Source organism: Mesorhizobium sp. USDA 4775, assembly GCF_054062655.1.
Window position 1 is genome coordinate 3,548,985 of the sequence record NZ_JBSSFM010000001.1, and the last position, 14,775, is coordinate 3,563,759.

Sequence of the window (14,775 nt, forward strand, 5' to 3'; positions counted from 1 at the left end):
CGCCCTTTCAGCCAGACCATCGGCGGGCGGCGATGAAAGGACAGGGAAATGAGCAAGGTCGGCAACAACAGCGGTGACTCGAAGAACACGCTTTATTGCTCGTTTTGCGGCAAAAGCCAGCATGAGGTGCGCAAGCTGATCGCCGGTCCGACGGTCTTCATCTGCGACGAATGCGTCGAACTCTGCATGGATATCATCCGCGAGGAGAACAAGACCTCGATGGTGAAGTCGCGCGAGGGCGTGCCGACACCGCAGGAGATCCTCAAGGTTCTCGACGACTATGTCATCGGCCAGCCCTACGCCAAGCGCGTGCTGTCGGTGGCCGTCCACAACCACTACAAGCGTCTCGCGCATGCCGGCAAGAACAACGATGTCGAGTTGGCCAAGTCCAACATCTTGCTGATCGGCCCGACCGGTTGCGGCAAGACGCTGCTCGCGCAGACGCTGGCCCGCATCATCGACGTGCCCTTCACCATGGCCGACGCCACGACGCTGACCGAAGCCGGTTATGTCGGCGAGGACGTCGAGAACATCATCCTGAAGCTCCTGCAGTCGGCCGACTACAATGTCGAGCGCGCCCAGCGCGGCATCGTCTACATCGACGAGATCGACAAGATTTCGCGCAAGTCCGACAATCCCTCGATCACCCGCGACGTGTCCGGCGAGGGCGTGCAGCAGGCGCTGCTGAAGATCATGGAAGGCACTGTCGCTTCCGTGCCGCCGCAGGGCGGCAGGAAGCATCCGCAGCAGGAATTCCTGCAGGTCGACACCGCCAACATCCTGTTCATCTGCGGCGGCGCCTTTGCCGGCCTGGACAAGATCATCTCGGATCGCGGCCGCAAGACCTCGATCGGTTTCGGCGCCACGGTCGCCTCGCCGGAGGACCGCCGCACCGGTGACATCTTCCGCCAGGTCGAGCCCGAGGACCTCCTGAAGTTCGGCCTCATTCCGGAGTTCGTCGGCCGTCTGCCTGTCCTGGCGACGCTGGAGGACCTCGACGAACCGGCGCTGATCCAGATCCTGACCGAGCCGAAGAACGCGCTGGTCAAGCAGTACCAGCGGCTGTTCGAGATGGAAAATGTCGACCTGACCTTCCACGAGAACGCCCTGTCGGCTATCGCCAAGCGCGCCATCGAGCGCAAGACCGGCGCGCGCGGCCTGCGCTCGATCATGGAAGCGATCCTGCTCGACACCATGTTCGAACTGCCGGCGCTCGAAGGCGTGCGCGAAGTGGTGATTTCGGAAGAAGTGGTGACCGGCAGCGCCCGGCCGCTCTACATCTATTCCGAACAGAAGGAAAAGAAGGGCAACGTCAGTGCCTGAAATGGCACTTCACCGCATATTTTTGTGGAACGGCGCCGTCGCGGCGCCGTTTTGCTGTGTAGAGCACGCGACCTCGGCGATGGAGTGGATTGCAGGCGATGTTAACTCTTGATCTTTGCCCTGCTTGCATCCACCTAACACGAGAAGGCCGAGGTGCCCGATTTCTGTGCTGTAAAACTCCCGTCACAAACGGTGGTAGGCGGAACGATCCCCGGTCGTTAATATAAGATTCGCGGTTGGCCTGATGGCGACCGCGACATGAAAGGTTGGACAATGGCCAAAATATCCAAGGCTCCCAGCGACGGCGTCTTCGCAGTTCTCCCACTGCGCGACATCGTGGTGTTCCCGCACATGATCGTTCCGCTCTTTGTCGGGCGCGAAAAGTCGATCAAGGCGCTGGAAGAGGTGATGGGTCAGGAGAAGCAGATCCTGCTTGCCACCCAGATGAATGCTGCCGATGACGATCCCGAGCCCGATGCCATATTCGACATCGGCACGCTCGCCAATGTGCTGCAATTGCTGAAGCTGCCCGACGGCACCGTCAAGGTCCTGGTCGAGGGCGCTTCGCGTGCCAAGATCGTTTCGTTCACCGACCGTCCCGATTTCCACGAGGCCCGCGCCACCGCGTTGGTCGAGCCGGAAGAGGAGGAGGTCGAGGTTGAGGCGCTGGCCCGCTCGGTCGTCACCGACTTCGAGAACTACGTCAAGCTGAACAAGAAGATCTCGCCTGAAGTGGTGGGTGCCGCCAGCCAGATCGACGACTATTCCAAGCTCGCCGATACGGTTGCCTCGCATCTCGCCATCAAGATCCCTGAAAAGCAGGAAATGCTGGCCACGCTCTCGGTCAAGGAGCGGCTGGAAAAGGCGATGGGCTTCATGGAAGCCGAAATCTCCGTCCTGCAGGTGGAGAAGCGCATCCGCTCGCGCGTCAAGCGCCAGATGGAGAAGACGCAGCGCGAGTACTACCTCAACGAGCAGATGAAGGCGATCCAGAAGGAGCTCGGCGAGGGCGAGGACGGCCGCGATGAGGCCGCCGAGATCGAGGCGCGCATCAAGAAGACCAAGCTCTCCAAGGAAGCCCGCGAAAAGGCGGAAGCCGAGTTGAAGAAGCTGAGGACGATGTCGCCGATGTCGGCGGAATCGACCGTCGTGCGCAACTACCTCGATTGGCTGCTGTCGATCCCGTGGGGCAAGAACTCCAAGGTCAAGCAGGACCTGGCCTACGCCCAGAACGTGCTCGACACCGATCACTTCGGCCTCGACAAGGTCAAGGACCGCATCGTCGAGTATCTGGCCGTCCAGAGCCGCCAGAAGAAGCTGAAGGGGCCGATCCTGTGCCTTGTCGGCCCTCCCGGCGTCGGCAAGACTTCGCTTGGCAAGTCGATCGCCAAGGCGACCGGCCGCGAATTCATCCGCATGGCGCTCGGCGGCGTGCGTGACGAAGCCGAAATCCGTGGCCATCGGCGCACCTATATCGGTTCGATGCCCGGCAAGGTCATCCAGTCGATGAAGAAGGCGAAGAAGTCCAACCCGCTCTTCCTGCTCGACGAGATCGACAAGATGGGCCAGGACTTCCGTGGCGATCCGTCGTCGGCGCTGCTCGAGGTGCTCGATCCCGAGCAGAACTCGACGTTCATGGACCATTACCTCGAGGTCGAATACGACCTGTCGAGCGTGATGTTCGTGACGACGGCCAATACGCTGAACATCCCTGCGCCCTTGATGGACCGCATGGAGATCATCCGTATCGCCGGCTACACCGAGGACGAGAAGATCGAAATCGCCAAGCGGCACCTGATGCCGAAGGTGATCCGCGATCACGCGCTGCAGCCGAAGGAATTCTCCGTCGGCGAGGATGCGATCCGTGCCATCATCCAGACCTACACCCGTGAAGCGGGTGTCAGAAGCCTGGAGCGCGAGCTGATGAAGCTCGGGCGCAAGGCCGTGACCGAGATCCTGAAGACGAAGAAGAAGACGGTGAGCATCACGGCGGCGAACCTCGCCGATTACCTTGGTGTCCAGCGCTATCGTTTCGGTCAGGTCGAGGCTGACGATCAGGTCGGTGTCGTCACCGGTCTTGCCTGGACGGAAGTCGGCGGTGAACTGCTGACGGTCGAAGGCGTCATGATGCCCGGCAAGGGCCGCATGACGGTGACCGGCAATCTGCGCGATGTGATGAAGGAATCGATCTCGGCGGCGGCCTCCTATGTCCGCTCAAGAGCCCTCGATTTCGGCATCGAGCCTCCGCTGTTCGACAAGCGCGACATCCACGTGCACTTGCCGGAAGGCGCCACGCCGAAGGATGGTCCGTCCGCTGGTGCTGCCATGGCGACAGCCATTGTGTCGGTGCTGACGGGCATTCCGGTCCGGGCCGATGTGGCGATGACTGGCGAGATAACGCTTCGCGGCCGCATCTTGCCGATCGGCGGCCTCAAGGAGAAACTGCTCGCCGCGCTGCGCGGCGGCATCAAGAAGGTGCTGATCCCGGAAGACAACGCCAAGGATCTGGCGGAGATTCCGGACAATGTGAAGAACGGCATGGAGATCATTCCGGTCTCGCGCGTCGGTGAGGTGTTGCGCCATGCGCTGGTGCGTATGCCGGAGCCGATCGAATGGGTCGAACCGGTCAATCCGCCGGCCACGACCGACAGTGCCGATGACGCTGGAAAGTCGCTTGCACATTAGATTCTTTCTAAGGTTGCAGTGCACAAACGGAAAGCCGGGCCTCGCGCCCGGCTTTTTCATGTGAAAAACCCCGGATTTCCGGGCTTTTTTCCACTTTTTCCGGGCTTTTCGACTTGGTTGCGGCAGCGCTTCTTTCTAAAGTCCGTTTCCTGCCGGATGAGTCGTTAGTTCCGGTGTTCTCATGGAAGGGAATTTTTATGAACAAGAACGAACTGGTGTCCGCTGTCGCCGACGCCGCGAGCATTTCGAAGGGTGACGCGCAGTCGGCGGTCGATGCGGTGTTTTCCGTCATCACCGGCGAACTGAAGAAGGGCGGCGATGTCCGGCTTGTCGGCTTTGGCAATTTCACCGTGTCAAAGCGTGCGGCCTCGACCGGCCGCAACCCGCAGACCGGCGCCGAAGTGAAGATCCCGGCACGCACCGTGCCGAAGTTCTCGGCCGGCAAAGGCCTGAAGGACGCAGTCAACTAAGCGTTTTTTCTTTTCAGAGACAGAAAAGCCGGGCTTGCCCGGCTTTTCATTTTTTGTGCCCGACGCCGGTACCCGGCTTTTCATTTTTTGGCCCGAATTGGGGGCGGCAACGCTCCTATGCGGTCGGCGCGTCGTCGCGCATCAAGCCCTCCTTCTTGAGGTCGGCCCACAGCGCAGCCGGCAGTTTCGCGTCGAGCAGTGCCCGGTTGCCTTCCACTTCGCTCGGCCGCTGGCCGCCTGGGATCACCGAGACGACAGAGGAATGCAGCAGCGGAAACTGCAGCGCCGCCTCGATCAGCCTGACGCCATGGCGTTTGCAGACAGCCTCGATGCCGGCGACCCGCCCGAGAATGTCCTTCGGCGCCTCGGAATAGTTGTAATAGGCGCCGGGCTTGGGTCCTGTCGCCAGGATGCCGGAATTGTAGGGGCCGCCAAGGACGATACCGATGCCGCGCTTCTGGCAGAGCGGCAGGAAGGACGTCAGCGCCTCCTGTTCCAGCAGCGTGTAGCGCCCGGCAAGCAGGAACAGGTCGAAATCGCCGCGCTCGGCCAATGTCTGGGCAACCTGCCATTCGTTGATGCCGCCGCCGAACGCCTTGATCGCGCCCTGGTCGCGCAGCGACAGCAGTCCATAGTAGCCCGAGCGCATGAATTCTTCGATGCGCCGGTCGGACGCCTCCTTGCTGCCATGGGTGAAGATGTCGACATCGTGCACGAACAGTATGTCGATCCTGTCGACGCCAAGCCGCTCGAGCGAGGCCTCGAACGAACGCATGACGCCGTCATAGCTGTAGTCGTAGACCTCCTGGCGTGATGGCGTGTCGAAGAACTTGCCGATGCCGGTGCGCTGCTCCGGCGGGCAGGCGCGCATGAGGCGGCCGACCTTGCTCGACAGCACATAGTCGTCGCGCTTCTTGCCGCGCAGGAAGGGGTTGAGGCGTGTTTCAGACAGGCCAAGCCCGTAGAGCGGCGCGGTGTCGTAGTAGCGGCAGCCGGTCTCCCAGGCGGCGTCGAGCGTGGCCTTGGCATCCTCGTCCGAAACGGCGCGGTAGAGATTGCCGAGCGGTGCCGTGCCGAAGCCGAGCTCCGTAAAGGTGAGGCCGCCATTGCCGATGCGGTCGAAATGCCGTGTCTTCATGTCTTGCAGTTTTCCCGGGGTTGATTTGTCTGACATGACACTATCATGCCTGTGATCAGGCAAAAGCGCTGCGCGGCGTTGGACACGCATTTTCGCGGTTGCTAGCATGAATGAAATCAAGCTGTTCGTGAAAAATCCGAGGAGGATTTCGAGGGTGGGTTTGTCGTGAGCGACCGGAACGAAAATCTGTTCAAGACCGCGCTCGACGAACTCGGCGACGTGCTGGCGCGCGTGGATGACAGCCAGATCGACGTCGCCTGCAAGATTCTGGCCGAAGCGAGGCAGATCGTCGTCTATGGCTGCGGCCGCGAGGCCTTGCAGGTCAAGGGTTTCGCCATGCGGCTCTACCATCTCGGTCTGCCGGTCGCGGTGGTTGGCGACATGACCACGCCGCCACTGGGGCCTGGCGACGTCTTCCTGGCCAGTTCCGGGCCGGGAGAAACCTCGACGGTGCTGACCTTGATGCGTGTCGCGCGCGATGCCGGCGCGACCAATCTGCTGCTCACCGCCCAGTCCGGCGGCAGCGCGGCGGGGTTGGCCGATGCCACGCTGCTCATTCCGGCCCAGACCATGGCCAATGATCAGGGGCCGCAAAAGACTTCGGTCCTGCCGATGGGCTCGCTGTTCGAAGGGGCGCTGTTCCTGCTGTTCGAGGTGATGGTGCTGAAGCTCAAATCCCTGACCGGCGCGTCGCCCGAAGCCATGCGTGCCCGCCACACCAATATGGAATAGATCATGCGCTATGAACTGATGCTGCCGCACCAGATCCGCAAGGCGATCGCCGAGAATTGGCCGGTCGCCCTGCCGCTCGGCGTGCTCGAATACCATGGCGAGCACATGGCAGTCGGCATGGACACGCTGGCCGTCATCAAGACGCTGGGACTGTTCGAGAAGGAGAGGGATGTCGTCATCCTGCCGCCCTTCTACTACGGTGCGGCGAGCTACGCGGTGGCGCCGCCGGAAGGCACTGGCTCGGTCCAGGTCGGCGGCAATCAGCTGGCGCCGTTCGGCGAGGAATTGTTCTACAGCCTGTTGCGCATCGGTTTCCGCAACATCCACGCCATCATCCACCACCAGACCGAGAATTTCGCCGCCGGCATGCCGACGGATCTCGCCTTCAAGACCGCCGGCCGCCAGGCGATCTTCCGTTTCCTCGAGAAGCAGCGCGGCGAGGGGTGGTGGGGCTCAAAGGACATGGCCGACTATTATGCCGGACATGCCGCCGGTGAAAATTTCTTCAACTGGGTGCAGGTGCATCCGCTGATGCCGGCCGCCATGAACGGCAAATATCCGTTCGACCATGCCGGCATCGGCGAGACATCACTGATGCTGGCGCTATGCCCGGAGGTTGTCGATGCCGCCCGCTTCGCCGACAATACCGGCTGGTATACGGCGAGCGCCAAGGATGCGTCGGCTGAGCTTGGGGACAAGGGCGTCGCCATGATCATGGATCACCTGCGCGCTATCCTGAAGGCCTAAAGGTTTTTTCAGCCGCTCCGCCCGGTAATCGGCAATCGACCTGTCCCCGGATCGCTCTTGGTGGCAACGGTCCAGATGAACGTCCCGGCGCCGGCTATCGCCAGGCCGACATAGAGGGCTATGCCAAGCCCGAGGTGGTTGGCGTAGAATCCCTCCAGGGCCATGACCAGGCCGCCGCACAGCATGGCCAGCACGAAGCCGGCGATGACGGCTCGACCTTGCCAGGCGATCGGCATGACGCCCTTGCCGTAGCGGTCGTAGCCCTTGTAGCCGACACGGATGTTGCGTGCGAACCAGTATTGGTTCGTCACTTCACGGCTCCCGCCGTCATGCCCATGATGAGATAGCGTTCCAGCGCGATGCCGATGACCGCCAGCGGCGCGATCGCGGCGGTGGCAAGGGCTGCCATCGACCACCAGTTGATGCCTTGCGAGCCGGTCTGGCTCGCCACCATGACCGGGATGGTCTTGGCATCGGTCGAGGTCAGAAGGGCAGCGAAGAAATATTCGTTCCAGCACAGCACCATTGCCAGGATGAAGGCGGCGACCATGCCCGGCAGCGCGATCGGCATGACGATGCGGAAGAACGCCCCCCAGATCGACAGGCCGTCGACGAGCGCTGCTTCTTCCAGCTCGACCGGGATGGAGTTGAACTGGTCGCGCATGATCCAGATGACGATCGGCAGCACCATCAGCGTGTAGAGCAGGATCAGCCCGATGCGCGTGTCGAGCAGGCCGACTTCGCGGTAGAGCACCAGGAAGGGCAGAGCGAGCACCACGGGCGGCAGGATCAGCTGCGACAGGAAGAAGAAGGAGATGTCCTCGTTCTTGAACCAGGCGAACTTGTAGCGGTAGCGCGTGAGGCCGTAGGCGGCGAGGCTGCCGATGACGATGGCGAGGCTCGACGCGCCGACCGAGGTGATGACCGAGTTCATGAAGCGCTTGAAGAACTCATCGCGCACCGTGGACGTCTGGAAGATCGAATCCGGCGACAGGCCGAGCGAGCGCCAGCCTTTCCAGTCCGGCTGGAAGTCGACGAAGGGGATCAGATGGCCTTGGGTGACGTCGACCGCCGATTTGAACGAGGTCGTTATCGTCCAGTAGATCGGGAACAGGCAGATCAAGGCCCAGAACACCAGCGCGCCATAGATGAAGACGCGGCTGGTGATGAAGCTCGCCGGAGAGCGGATTTCGGAGACGGTGTATTCGGTGGTCTGAACGCTCATGATCCGGCCACTCAATTGACGTTGCGCACGAAGCGGTTGGCAAGCTTCAACAGCCAGGTCACGAACACGACGATGATGACCAGATAGGCCATCGCCAGCATGGTGCCGTAGCCGACATTGGAGCGGTCGCGGTATTCGCGGTAGATGAAGCTGGAGACGGAATCGGTGGCGCCGCCGGGGCCGCCCGAGGTCACCGTGATGATGATGTCGGCCAGCTTCAGCTTGAAGATGATGCGCAGGATCACCGCCGTCACCGAAACCGGCAACATCAGCGGGAAAGTGACCTGCCAGAAGGTCTGCCAGGTGGTCGCGCCGTCGACGCGCGCGGCCTCCAGCACCTCGCGCGACATCGCCTGCAGGCCGGCGAGCAGCATGATCATCATGAACGGGATGAAGGTCCAGGCATCTAGTATCATGATCGATATGCGGGCGATGATGGGATCGGAAAAGAAGGCGGGATTGTCCCAGCCGAGATGGCGCGCCAGTGTTGCCGCCGGTCCGAACCGGTACTCCATCAGCGATTTGCCGATCATCCATGACACCGCGACCGGGGACAGCATCAGCGGCATCAGGAAGACGACGCGGAAGAATTTGCGCGCCCGGATCTGCGCGTTGAGCAGCAGCGCCAGCCCGAAGGCGATGACATATTCGACCAGCACGGCGAGCACGTAGAGCACCATGTTGAACAGCGCGTTGCGATAGTAGGGATCGCCCAGCATCTGCCAGAAATTGTCGAGCCCGTTGAACCTGCGGCCGCTGAAGGAGGAGAGGTTCCAGTCGGTGAGTGCGATGTAGAAGCCGAACAGCGTCGGGAAGATCACCATGGCAATGGTGAACAGCAGCGCCGGCAGCAGGAACAGCGCGCGCTGGCCGTCCTCGCCGCGCGTCAGCACTTGGCCGATGCCGAGTGCCACGCCCCACAGCACATAGGCATAGACCACCGGACGCCATGTCTCGAAGCCGATCGTGTCGACTTCGCTCTTGTAGAGGATCTGGACGAGGATCGTTGCCAGCAGGCCGAGCGTTGCGGCGGCCATCACCGCCCAGCCCAAGCGTTTGCGGCCTGGCGGTATCAGGTCGGATGGGACGGCGTTTGCCGGCCAATCATTGGTGGGCAAAATCTGGTCAGCCACGCGTCTCATCCAGTTGCAGAAGGCACTTCGCGACCGGCGATGCCGGTCAAGACAGGGTCCGGCGGCTTTCGTCGCCGGACCCTGGTTCACGCTACGATCAGACCAGGCCGAGCGAGGCCTTGTAGAGCTTGATCTGCTTTTCGCGGCCGATCTGGTCGGTGAGCTTTTCCCAGGCGGCGGCGATGGCATCGGCGCCTTCCTGTGCCTTCATCTTGCCGGCGAAGGTGTTGGCCAGAATGTCCTCGGCGGCGGAATAATACTGGAAGATGCCGGGGATGCGTGGCTCGATCGCCGCGTTCGGATGGTTGTAGCTGTCGCCTTCCGACTTCAGATACGAGGTGATGAAGGCCTCGTCGTAGCCGGCCGCCACCCATTCCGGAATGTCGAAATGCGAATTGCGGTAGGGCTGGAAGCCGGACGGATACATCGCCGTCCAGATCGACAGGTCCTTGCCGCCGAGATGAGCGGCGGCGGACCATGCCGCCTTTTTCTTCTTCTCGTCCTTGTCGACGCGAGCCATGACATAGACGCCCCAGCCGAGATAGGCGCAGTTCGGCGAATAGTTCGGCCCGCTGGCGAGCTTCTCCCATTTGCCGGTCTTGGAATTGTAGACATCGTCCGAACCCGGCAGGATCGAGAAGCCGGTGACATCGCCGATGACCGAGGAATCGTTGGTCTTGACGTTGGAGCCGATGTCGCCCCACCAGGGGATCATCGAACCGGTGCCGGCCAGGAACTGCTGGAACCCGGTGGTGTTCGGGTCGGCGTTGATCTGGTCCGCCGGTTCCGACGGCAGCGCGTCGATCACGTCCTGGATGGCGCGCACCCAGGCCGGATTGTTGATGCGCGGCTTCATCGTGTCGGCGTCGAACAGCCAGGCCTTGTCGTCGGGATGCTTGGCGTAGGCGGTGGCGCGGCTGCCCAGGAAGTAGAAGCCGAAACCGCCCCATGGCTTGGGCGCGTCGAGATAGCCGTAAACGTCCTGGCCCTTGAATTTCTTGCCCTTGAGGAACTTGGTGACGGCCTGCACCTGCTGCCAGGTCTTCGGCACGCCCCATTCGCCTTCACCGCCGCCATCCTTCCACTGCTTGGCGAGGTCGGCATCGGCGAACACGTCGGTGCGGTAGTTGAAATTGTGCGTGTCGCCGTCGATGGTGACGCGATACTGCTTGCCGTCCCAGGTGCCGACCGGCGGCTTCAGGTAGTTGACCAGGTCGTCGAAATCGATCTGCTTCTTGACCCAGTCGGGCATCTCCGAGGTCAGGCCCTTGCCGCAGACATCGCCTTCGAAGGGCGCGCCCATCTCGATGATGTCGAAGTCGACGGTGCCGGTGGCGATCGATTGCTGAAGGCGGGCATTGTAGTCGGCCTGCGCCAGGTCGATCCAGCTGATCTTGGCGCCGGTATAGGCCTCCCACGGCTTCAGGAAGCCGCGGAACAGCACATTGTGCAGGTTCTGGTTGTTGAGGCCCATGAAGGTCAGCTCGACGCCGGCGAATTCGCCTTCCTTGACATTGGCCTTGGTGGCCTCGAGGCAGAGTTCGCCGACCTTCTGGAAATCGGCATCGGTCGGCTGACCTTTGCCAACGCCGGGAATCTGCAGGATCTTCGAGCGCAGTTCGCTTGCGGCGGCAGCGGGGCGCGTCAAGGCGCCAAGCCCGGCGCCGGATGCCGCCGCGATCGCGGCCATGCTGGCCGCACCCTTCAAGACGTCGCGCCGCGTGGCGCCGGCCCGGACCAGCCTATCGTAAAGACCTGTTCTCATCGACTATTCCTCCCAGAATCAGTGTGAATGGATGTGGCCACCTGTCGGACGCTGAAGCACAACTGTGCTACCGGCTCGGATACGAATTAGGCAGGACCCCACCCTGCGTCGATTGAAATTCCCTGCGGATCGGTGCCGACATTTGGACCAGCACCCGCCACTATTCTCGCAACCAAACGCCGTGTCAACGAGAACGGTTTTTATCTATAAGAGACCGACTTGCCCTGACAGGGCGCGTTGGTTAGCTTCTGCGCCTACGGCCAGTTGGAGCCGATGGGGGAGAGATGGCTCAAGTCGCAATCAGCAAGGTGGCCAAGGCGTTTGGAACCGTCAAGGTTCTGCACGAAGTCAGCGTCGACATCGCTGACGGACAGTTCGTGGTGCTGGTCGGCCCCTCGGGTTGCGGCAAGTCCACGCTGCTCAGGATGGTGGCCGGGCTGGAGACCGTTTCCGGCGGCACGATCGCCATCGGCGACCGCGTCGTCAACCATTTGCCGCCGGCAAAACGCGACATTGCCATGGTGTTCCAGAACTACGCGCTCTACCCGCACAAGACGGTCGAGCAGAACATGGCCTTTGCCCTCAAATTGCGGAAAACCGATCCGGCCGTGGTCGCCGAGCGGGTCAAGCGCGCCGCCGATATCCTCGACCTCAACCCCTATCTGAAGCGCTATCCCCGGCAGCTCTCCGGCGGCCAGCGCCAGCGCGTCGCGATGGGCCGCGCCATCGTGCGCAATCCACAGGTGTTTCTGTTCGACGAGCCGCTGTCCAACCTCGACGCTAAGCTGCGCGTGCAGATGCGCACCGAGATCAAGGAACTGCACCAGCGACTGAAGACCACCACGATCTACGTCACCCACGACCAGATCGAGGCCATGACAATGGCCGACAAGATCGTCGTCATGCGCGATGGCCGCATCGAGCAGGTCGGTGCGCCGCTGGAGCTGTTCGACCGGCCGGCCAATCTCTTCGTCGCCGGCTTCATCGGCTCGCCGTCGATGAACCTGCTCAAGGGCGTTGTGCGAAAGGGCGACAAGCCCGGCGTCGACATATCAGGCACATTGTTCCCGATTGCCGACAATGCCGCGCAGGACGGGCAGGCCGTCGTCTATGGCGTGCGCCCGGAGCATCTGGAAATCCATCCCGATGGCGTACCGGCGAAGATTTCGGTGGTCGAACCGACCGGCTCGGAAACGCTTGTGTTCCTGCGCTTTGGCGACCGCGAGATGGTGGCGCTGTTTCGCGAGCGCCACGACTTCAAGCCCGGCGACACGCTGACCCTGAAGCCCAGGCTCGACCACATTCATCTTTTCGATGCCGAGACCGGCAAGCGTCTCTGATTTCAACGGACATCACGAGGACTATCATGCTCAAAGGCATCAATCCGCTGCTCAATGCCGACGTGCTCCAGGCATTGCGGGCGATGGGCCATGGCGATGACCTGATCATCGCCGACACCAACTTCCCCTCCGATTCGGTGGCGCGTCAGACGGCGCTCGGCCGGCTGCTGCGCATCGATGCGCCGGCCGCCGAGGTGGTCAAGGCAGTGCTGTCGCTTTATCCGCTGGATACGTTCGTCGACGACGCGGCCGCGCGCATGGAAATCGTCGGCAAGCCGGACGAGATCCCACCCGTGCAGAAGGAAGTGCAAAAGGAAATCGACGCGGCTGAAGGCAAGTCCTGGCCGATGCTGCCGGTCGAGCGCTACGCCTTCTACGAGCGCGCCAAGCAGGCCTATTGCGTCATCCAGACCGGCGAACGCCGTTTCTACGGCTGCTTTGCCTTCCGCAAGGGCGTCGTACCGCCGGATGCGGAGTAGGGATATGGCAGCCGGAAAGCCTGTCGTCATATTGGGCGTCTTCGTCGCCGATACCGCCTATCGCGCCGATCGCCAGCCGCGCATGGGCGAGACGATCCTCGGCAATTCGTTCAAGCTGGGCCCGGGTGGCAAGGGGTCGAACCAGGCGGTGGCCGCCGGCAAGCTCGGCGCCGACACCACCTTCCTGACCCGCCTTGGCGTCGACGCCTTCGCCGACATGGCCAAGCGGACCTGGCAGGATGCCGGCGTGAGAAGCGCCGTCATCGACACGCCGGACAGCTACACGGGCGCCGCCTACATCTTCGTCGAGGAGGGCAGCGGCAACAACGCCATCATCGTCAGTCCGGGTGCGGCCATGCTGATCTCGGCGGCCGATATCGAGGCCAATGCCGCACTGATTCGTGGCGCCGGCGTCTTCGTCACCCAGCTCGAACAGCCGATCGATGCCGCGATGCGGGCGCTGGAGATCGCGCGCGGGGCAGGGGTGACAACCATCCTCAACCCTGCCCCTGCGGCAAAGCTTCCCGACCGTATCTACACGCTCTGCGACTACCTGACGCCAAACGAGACCGAGACGGAGGAATTGGCCGGACTGAAGGTCTCGTCGGTCGATGAGGCGCGGGTCGCCGCCGGCAAGCTGCTCGAAAAGGGCGTCGGGACCGTCATCGTCACACTCGGCGACAAGGGCGCGCTCCTGCACTCGAAGGGACGCTCCGAGCATGTCGCAGCCATCAGCGCCGGGCCGGTTGTCGAAACCACCGGCGCGGGCGACGCCTTCAACGGCGGCTTCGCGGCGGCGCTGTCGCGAGGCGTGGAGCCGCTGCAGGCGGTGCGCTTCGCCTGCGCCGTCGCCGGCATCTCGGTGACGCGACCCGGCACCGCGCCGTCGATGCCGACGCTGCAAGAGGTCGAGGCGCTGCTGGCGAAGGGTTGAGGCACGCGGGGGCAGCCGGGCCATCAGGCTGTTCCAATCCAGCGCAATCCCATGAAAAGTGCGTAGCGCTTTCCCCTTGAAATTGCGCCAATGGAATTGCGCCAAAACAGAGTGTTAGGGCAGTTCGCTGTTTCCATGAAACGGCAAACTGCCCTGGATGTCCATCCAGTGATAGCCCGATCAGCTATTGCCTGACGTAGCAGCGCTTTTCACGACCGGGAGCGGGATCGCCGAACGTATCATTGTCGCATTGGACGCCGTTGCGGAACACGTCCTGCGTGAATTGGCCGCGTGCCCCGTACCTGACCACCTTGCGGCCATAGAAATCGCAGTAGTCGCCTTCATCGGCACAGGCTGCCCATCTCTCGCGGCGGGGTTCGTCGTAATTGTCATCCGACTGGTCCCGGCCGCGCATGACGATGAAACACGACTTTGGGATGCCCGGCGCCGGATCGCCAAAAACGCGATTTGAACACGGCACCGCGTCTCGGTCGAAATAGCGCGAGGTCGTGCGGCCCCGGGCGCCGTAGACCACTTCCGCGGGATACGGCAGACGGCAGAGCCCGCCCTCGCGCGCGCATGGCTGCAATCGGTCGGCCGACGCGGTCGCCGGGAAAAGGGCGGTGGCGACCGTCGTCGCGCCGCCCAGGTACATGAGCGTGAATAATGTGCGCATAGAAATGTTTGGTGCGTTTGACACGATAAGTCCTCCATGCCGTTCAGGCAGCCTACGAATGCAACTCCGCTACCTGCGAAATGAATCCAGCGCTTTGTGGGCAAATCCGCAAGTGGGATTCGCAAGGT

General features: G+C 62.4%; 14 protein-coding genes. 8 read left to right on the plus strand and 6 right to left on the minus strand.

All coding sequences use genetic code 11. The annotated features are described in order from the left end of the window. Positions 1–48: 48 nt before the first annotated feature. The 3 genes from clpX to ACVILI_RS17245 all read left to right on the plus strand — a co-directional run bounded on the left by clpX (position 49) and on the right by ACVILI_RS17245 (position 4,478). Entirely contained in the window at positions 49–1,323 is a 1,275-nt protein-coding gene (gene clpX, locus ACVILI_RS17235) for an ATP-dependent Clp protease ATP-binding subunit ClpX (RefSeq protein ID WP_010915651.1), read from the plus strand. A 273-nt stretch (positions 1,324–1,596) separates the two neighbouring features. Further along, complete coding sequence (gene lon, locus ACVILI_RS17240; RefSeq protein ID WP_027046751.1) at positions 1,597–4,008, plus strand: endopeptidase La; 2,412 nt, start codon at positions 1,597–1,599, stop codon at positions 4,006–4,008. 197 nt (positions 4,009–4,205) lie between these two features. Continuing rightward, positions 4,206–4,478 (plus strand): HU family DNA-binding protein, encoded by a 273-nt coding sequence (locus tag ACVILI_RS17245; protein ID WP_006201846.1) that lies wholly within the window; start codon positions 4,206–4,208, stop codon positions 4,476–4,478. Between the two features lie 115 nt (positions 4,479–4,593). On the opposite strand, the gene ACVILI_RS17250 is transcribed toward ACVILI_RS17245, so the two are convergent. After that, a complete protein-coding gene (locus tag ACVILI_RS17250) occupies positions 4,594–5,616 on the minus strand; it encodes an aldo/keto reductase (protein ID WP_038646337.1) in 1,023 nt (340 codons plus the stop codon). Positions 5,617–5,781: 165 nt separating this feature from the next. Here ACVILI_RS17250 and ACVILI_RS17255 point away from each other — a divergent pair, with 165 nt between their 5' ends. Both ACVILI_RS17255 and ACVILI_RS17260 read left to right on the plus strand, forming a co-directional pair. Further along, a complete protein-coding gene (locus ACVILI_RS17255; RefSeq protein WP_038646340.1) occupies positions 5,782–6,348 on the plus strand; it encodes an SIS domain-containing protein in 567 nt (188 codons plus the stop codon). 3 nt (positions 6,349–6,351) lie between these two features. Continuing rightward, positions 6,352–7,095 carry a creatininase family protein gene (locus ACVILI_RS17260; protein WP_038646343.1) on the plus strand — a complete coding sequence of 248 codons (744 nt, stop codon included), beginning with the start codon at positions 6,352–6,354 and terminating at the stop codon, positions 7,093–7,095. Positions 7,096–7,103: 8 nt separating this feature from the next. Here the strand turns inward: ACVILI_RS17260 and ACVILI_RS17265 are convergent, their stop codons facing one another. The 4 genes from ACVILI_RS17265 to ACVILI_RS17280 all read right to left on the minus strand — a co-directional run bounded on the left by ACVILI_RS17265 (position 7,104) and on the right by ACVILI_RS17280 (position 11,218). Continuing rightward, a complete protein-coding gene (locus tag ACVILI_RS17265) occupies positions 7,104–7,406 on the minus strand; it encodes a hypothetical protein (RefSeq protein WP_038646346.1) in 303 nt (100 codons plus the stop codon). Continuing rightward, entirely contained in the window at positions 7,403–8,320 is a 918-nt protein-coding gene (locus ACVILI_RS17270; protein WP_019857675.1) for a carbohydrate ABC transporter permease, read from the minus strand. The genes ACVILI_RS17265 and ACVILI_RS17270 overlap by 4 nt, the downstream gene beginning before the upstream one ends. Positions 8,321–8,331: 11 nt before the next feature. Next, positions 8,332–9,462: a carbohydrate ABC transporter permease gene (locus tag ACVILI_RS17275; RefSeq protein WP_019857676.1), complete on the minus strand. Its 1,131-nt coding sequence runs from the start codon at positions 9,460–9,462 to the stop codon at positions 8,332–8,334. An 88-nt stretch (positions 9,463–9,550) separates the two neighbouring features. After that, a complete protein-coding gene (locus tag ACVILI_RS17280) occupies positions 9,551–11,218 on the minus strand; it encodes an ABC transporter substrate-binding protein (protein ID WP_019857677.1) in 1,668 nt (555 codons plus the stop codon). A 284-nt stretch (positions 11,219–11,502) separates the two neighbouring features. Between ACVILI_RS17280 and ACVILI_RS17285 the strand changes: the two genes are divergently transcribed. Genes ACVILI_RS17285 through rbsK form a run of 3 tightly spaced genes read left to right on the plus strand, consistent with a single transcriptional unit; the run spans position 11,503 to position 13,971 of the window. Continuing rightward, positions 11,503–12,558, plus strand: coding sequence for an ABC transporter ATP-binding protein (locus tag ACVILI_RS17285; protein ID WP_019857678.1), 1,056 nt, complete (start codon positions 11,503–11,505; stop codon positions 12,556–12,558). Positions 12,559–12,584: 26 nt separating this feature from the next. Then, entirely contained in the window at positions 12,585–13,037 is a 453-nt protein-coding gene (locus tag ACVILI_RS17290; protein ID WP_019857679.1) for an RbsD/FucU family protein, read from the plus strand. A gap of 4 nt (positions 13,038–13,041) precedes the next feature. Further along, a complete protein-coding gene (rbsK, locus tag ACVILI_RS17295) occupies positions 13,042–13,971 on the plus strand; it encodes a ribokinase (RefSeq protein WP_038646350.1) in 930 nt (309 codons plus the stop codon). Positions 13,972–14,155: 184 nt separating this feature from the next. Here rbsK and ACVILI_RS17300 read toward each other — a convergent pair whose 3' ends face one another. Continuing rightward, the gene (locus tag ACVILI_RS17300; protein ID WP_027046753.1) at positions 14,156–14,671 is read right to left on the minus strand and encodes a hypothetical protein; all 516 of its coding nucleotides are present in this window, start codon (positions 14,669–14,671) and stop codon (positions 14,156–14,158) included. Between the last annotated feature and the right edge of the window lie 104 nt (positions 14,672–14,775).

Bases quoted from the DNA above. Each gene is read 5' to 3' on its own strand.
- clpX (WP_010915651.1), top strand. From the start codon at position 49: ATGAGCAAGGTCGGCAACAACAGCGGTGACTCGAAGAACACGCTTTAT.
- lon (WP_027046751.1), top strand. From the start codon at position 1,597: ATGGCCAAAATATCCAAGGCTCCCAGCGACGGCGTCTTCGCAGTTCTC.
- ACVILI_RS17245 (WP_006201846.1), top strand. From the start codon at position 4,206: ATGAACAAGAACGAACTGGTGTCCGCTGTCGCCGACGCCGCGAGCATT.
- ACVILI_RS17250 (WP_038646337.1), bottom strand. From the start codon at position 5,616: ATGAAGACACGGCATTTCGACCGCATCGGCAATGGCGGCCTCACCTTT.
- ACVILI_RS17260 (WP_038646343.1), top strand. From the start codon at position 6,352: ATGCGCTATGAACTGATGCTGCCGCACCAGATCCGCAAGGCGATCGCC.
- ACVILI_RS17270 (WP_019857675.1), bottom strand. From the start codon at position 8,320: ATGAGCGTTCAGACCACCGAATACACCGTCTCCGAAATCCGCTCTCCG.
- ACVILI_RS17275 (WP_019857676.1), bottom strand. From the start codon at position 9,462: ATGAGACGCGTGGCTGACCAGATTTTGCCCACCAATGATTGGCCGGCA.
- ACVILI_RS17280 (WP_019857677.1), bottom strand. From the start codon at position 11,218: ATGAGAACAGGTCTTTACGATAGGCTGGTCCGGGCCGGCGCCACGCGG.
- ACVILI_RS17285 (WP_019857678.1), top strand. From the start codon at position 11,503: ATGGCTCAAGTCGCAATCAGCAAGGTGGCCAAGGCGTTTGGAACCGTC.
- ACVILI_RS17290 (WP_019857679.1), top strand. From the start codon at position 12,585: ATGCTCAAAGGCATCAATCCGCTGCTCAATGCCGACGTGCTCCAGGCA.
- rbsK (WP_038646350.1), top strand. From the start codon at position 13,042: ATGGCAGCCGGAAAGCCTGTCGTCATATTGGGCGTCTTCGTCGCCGAT.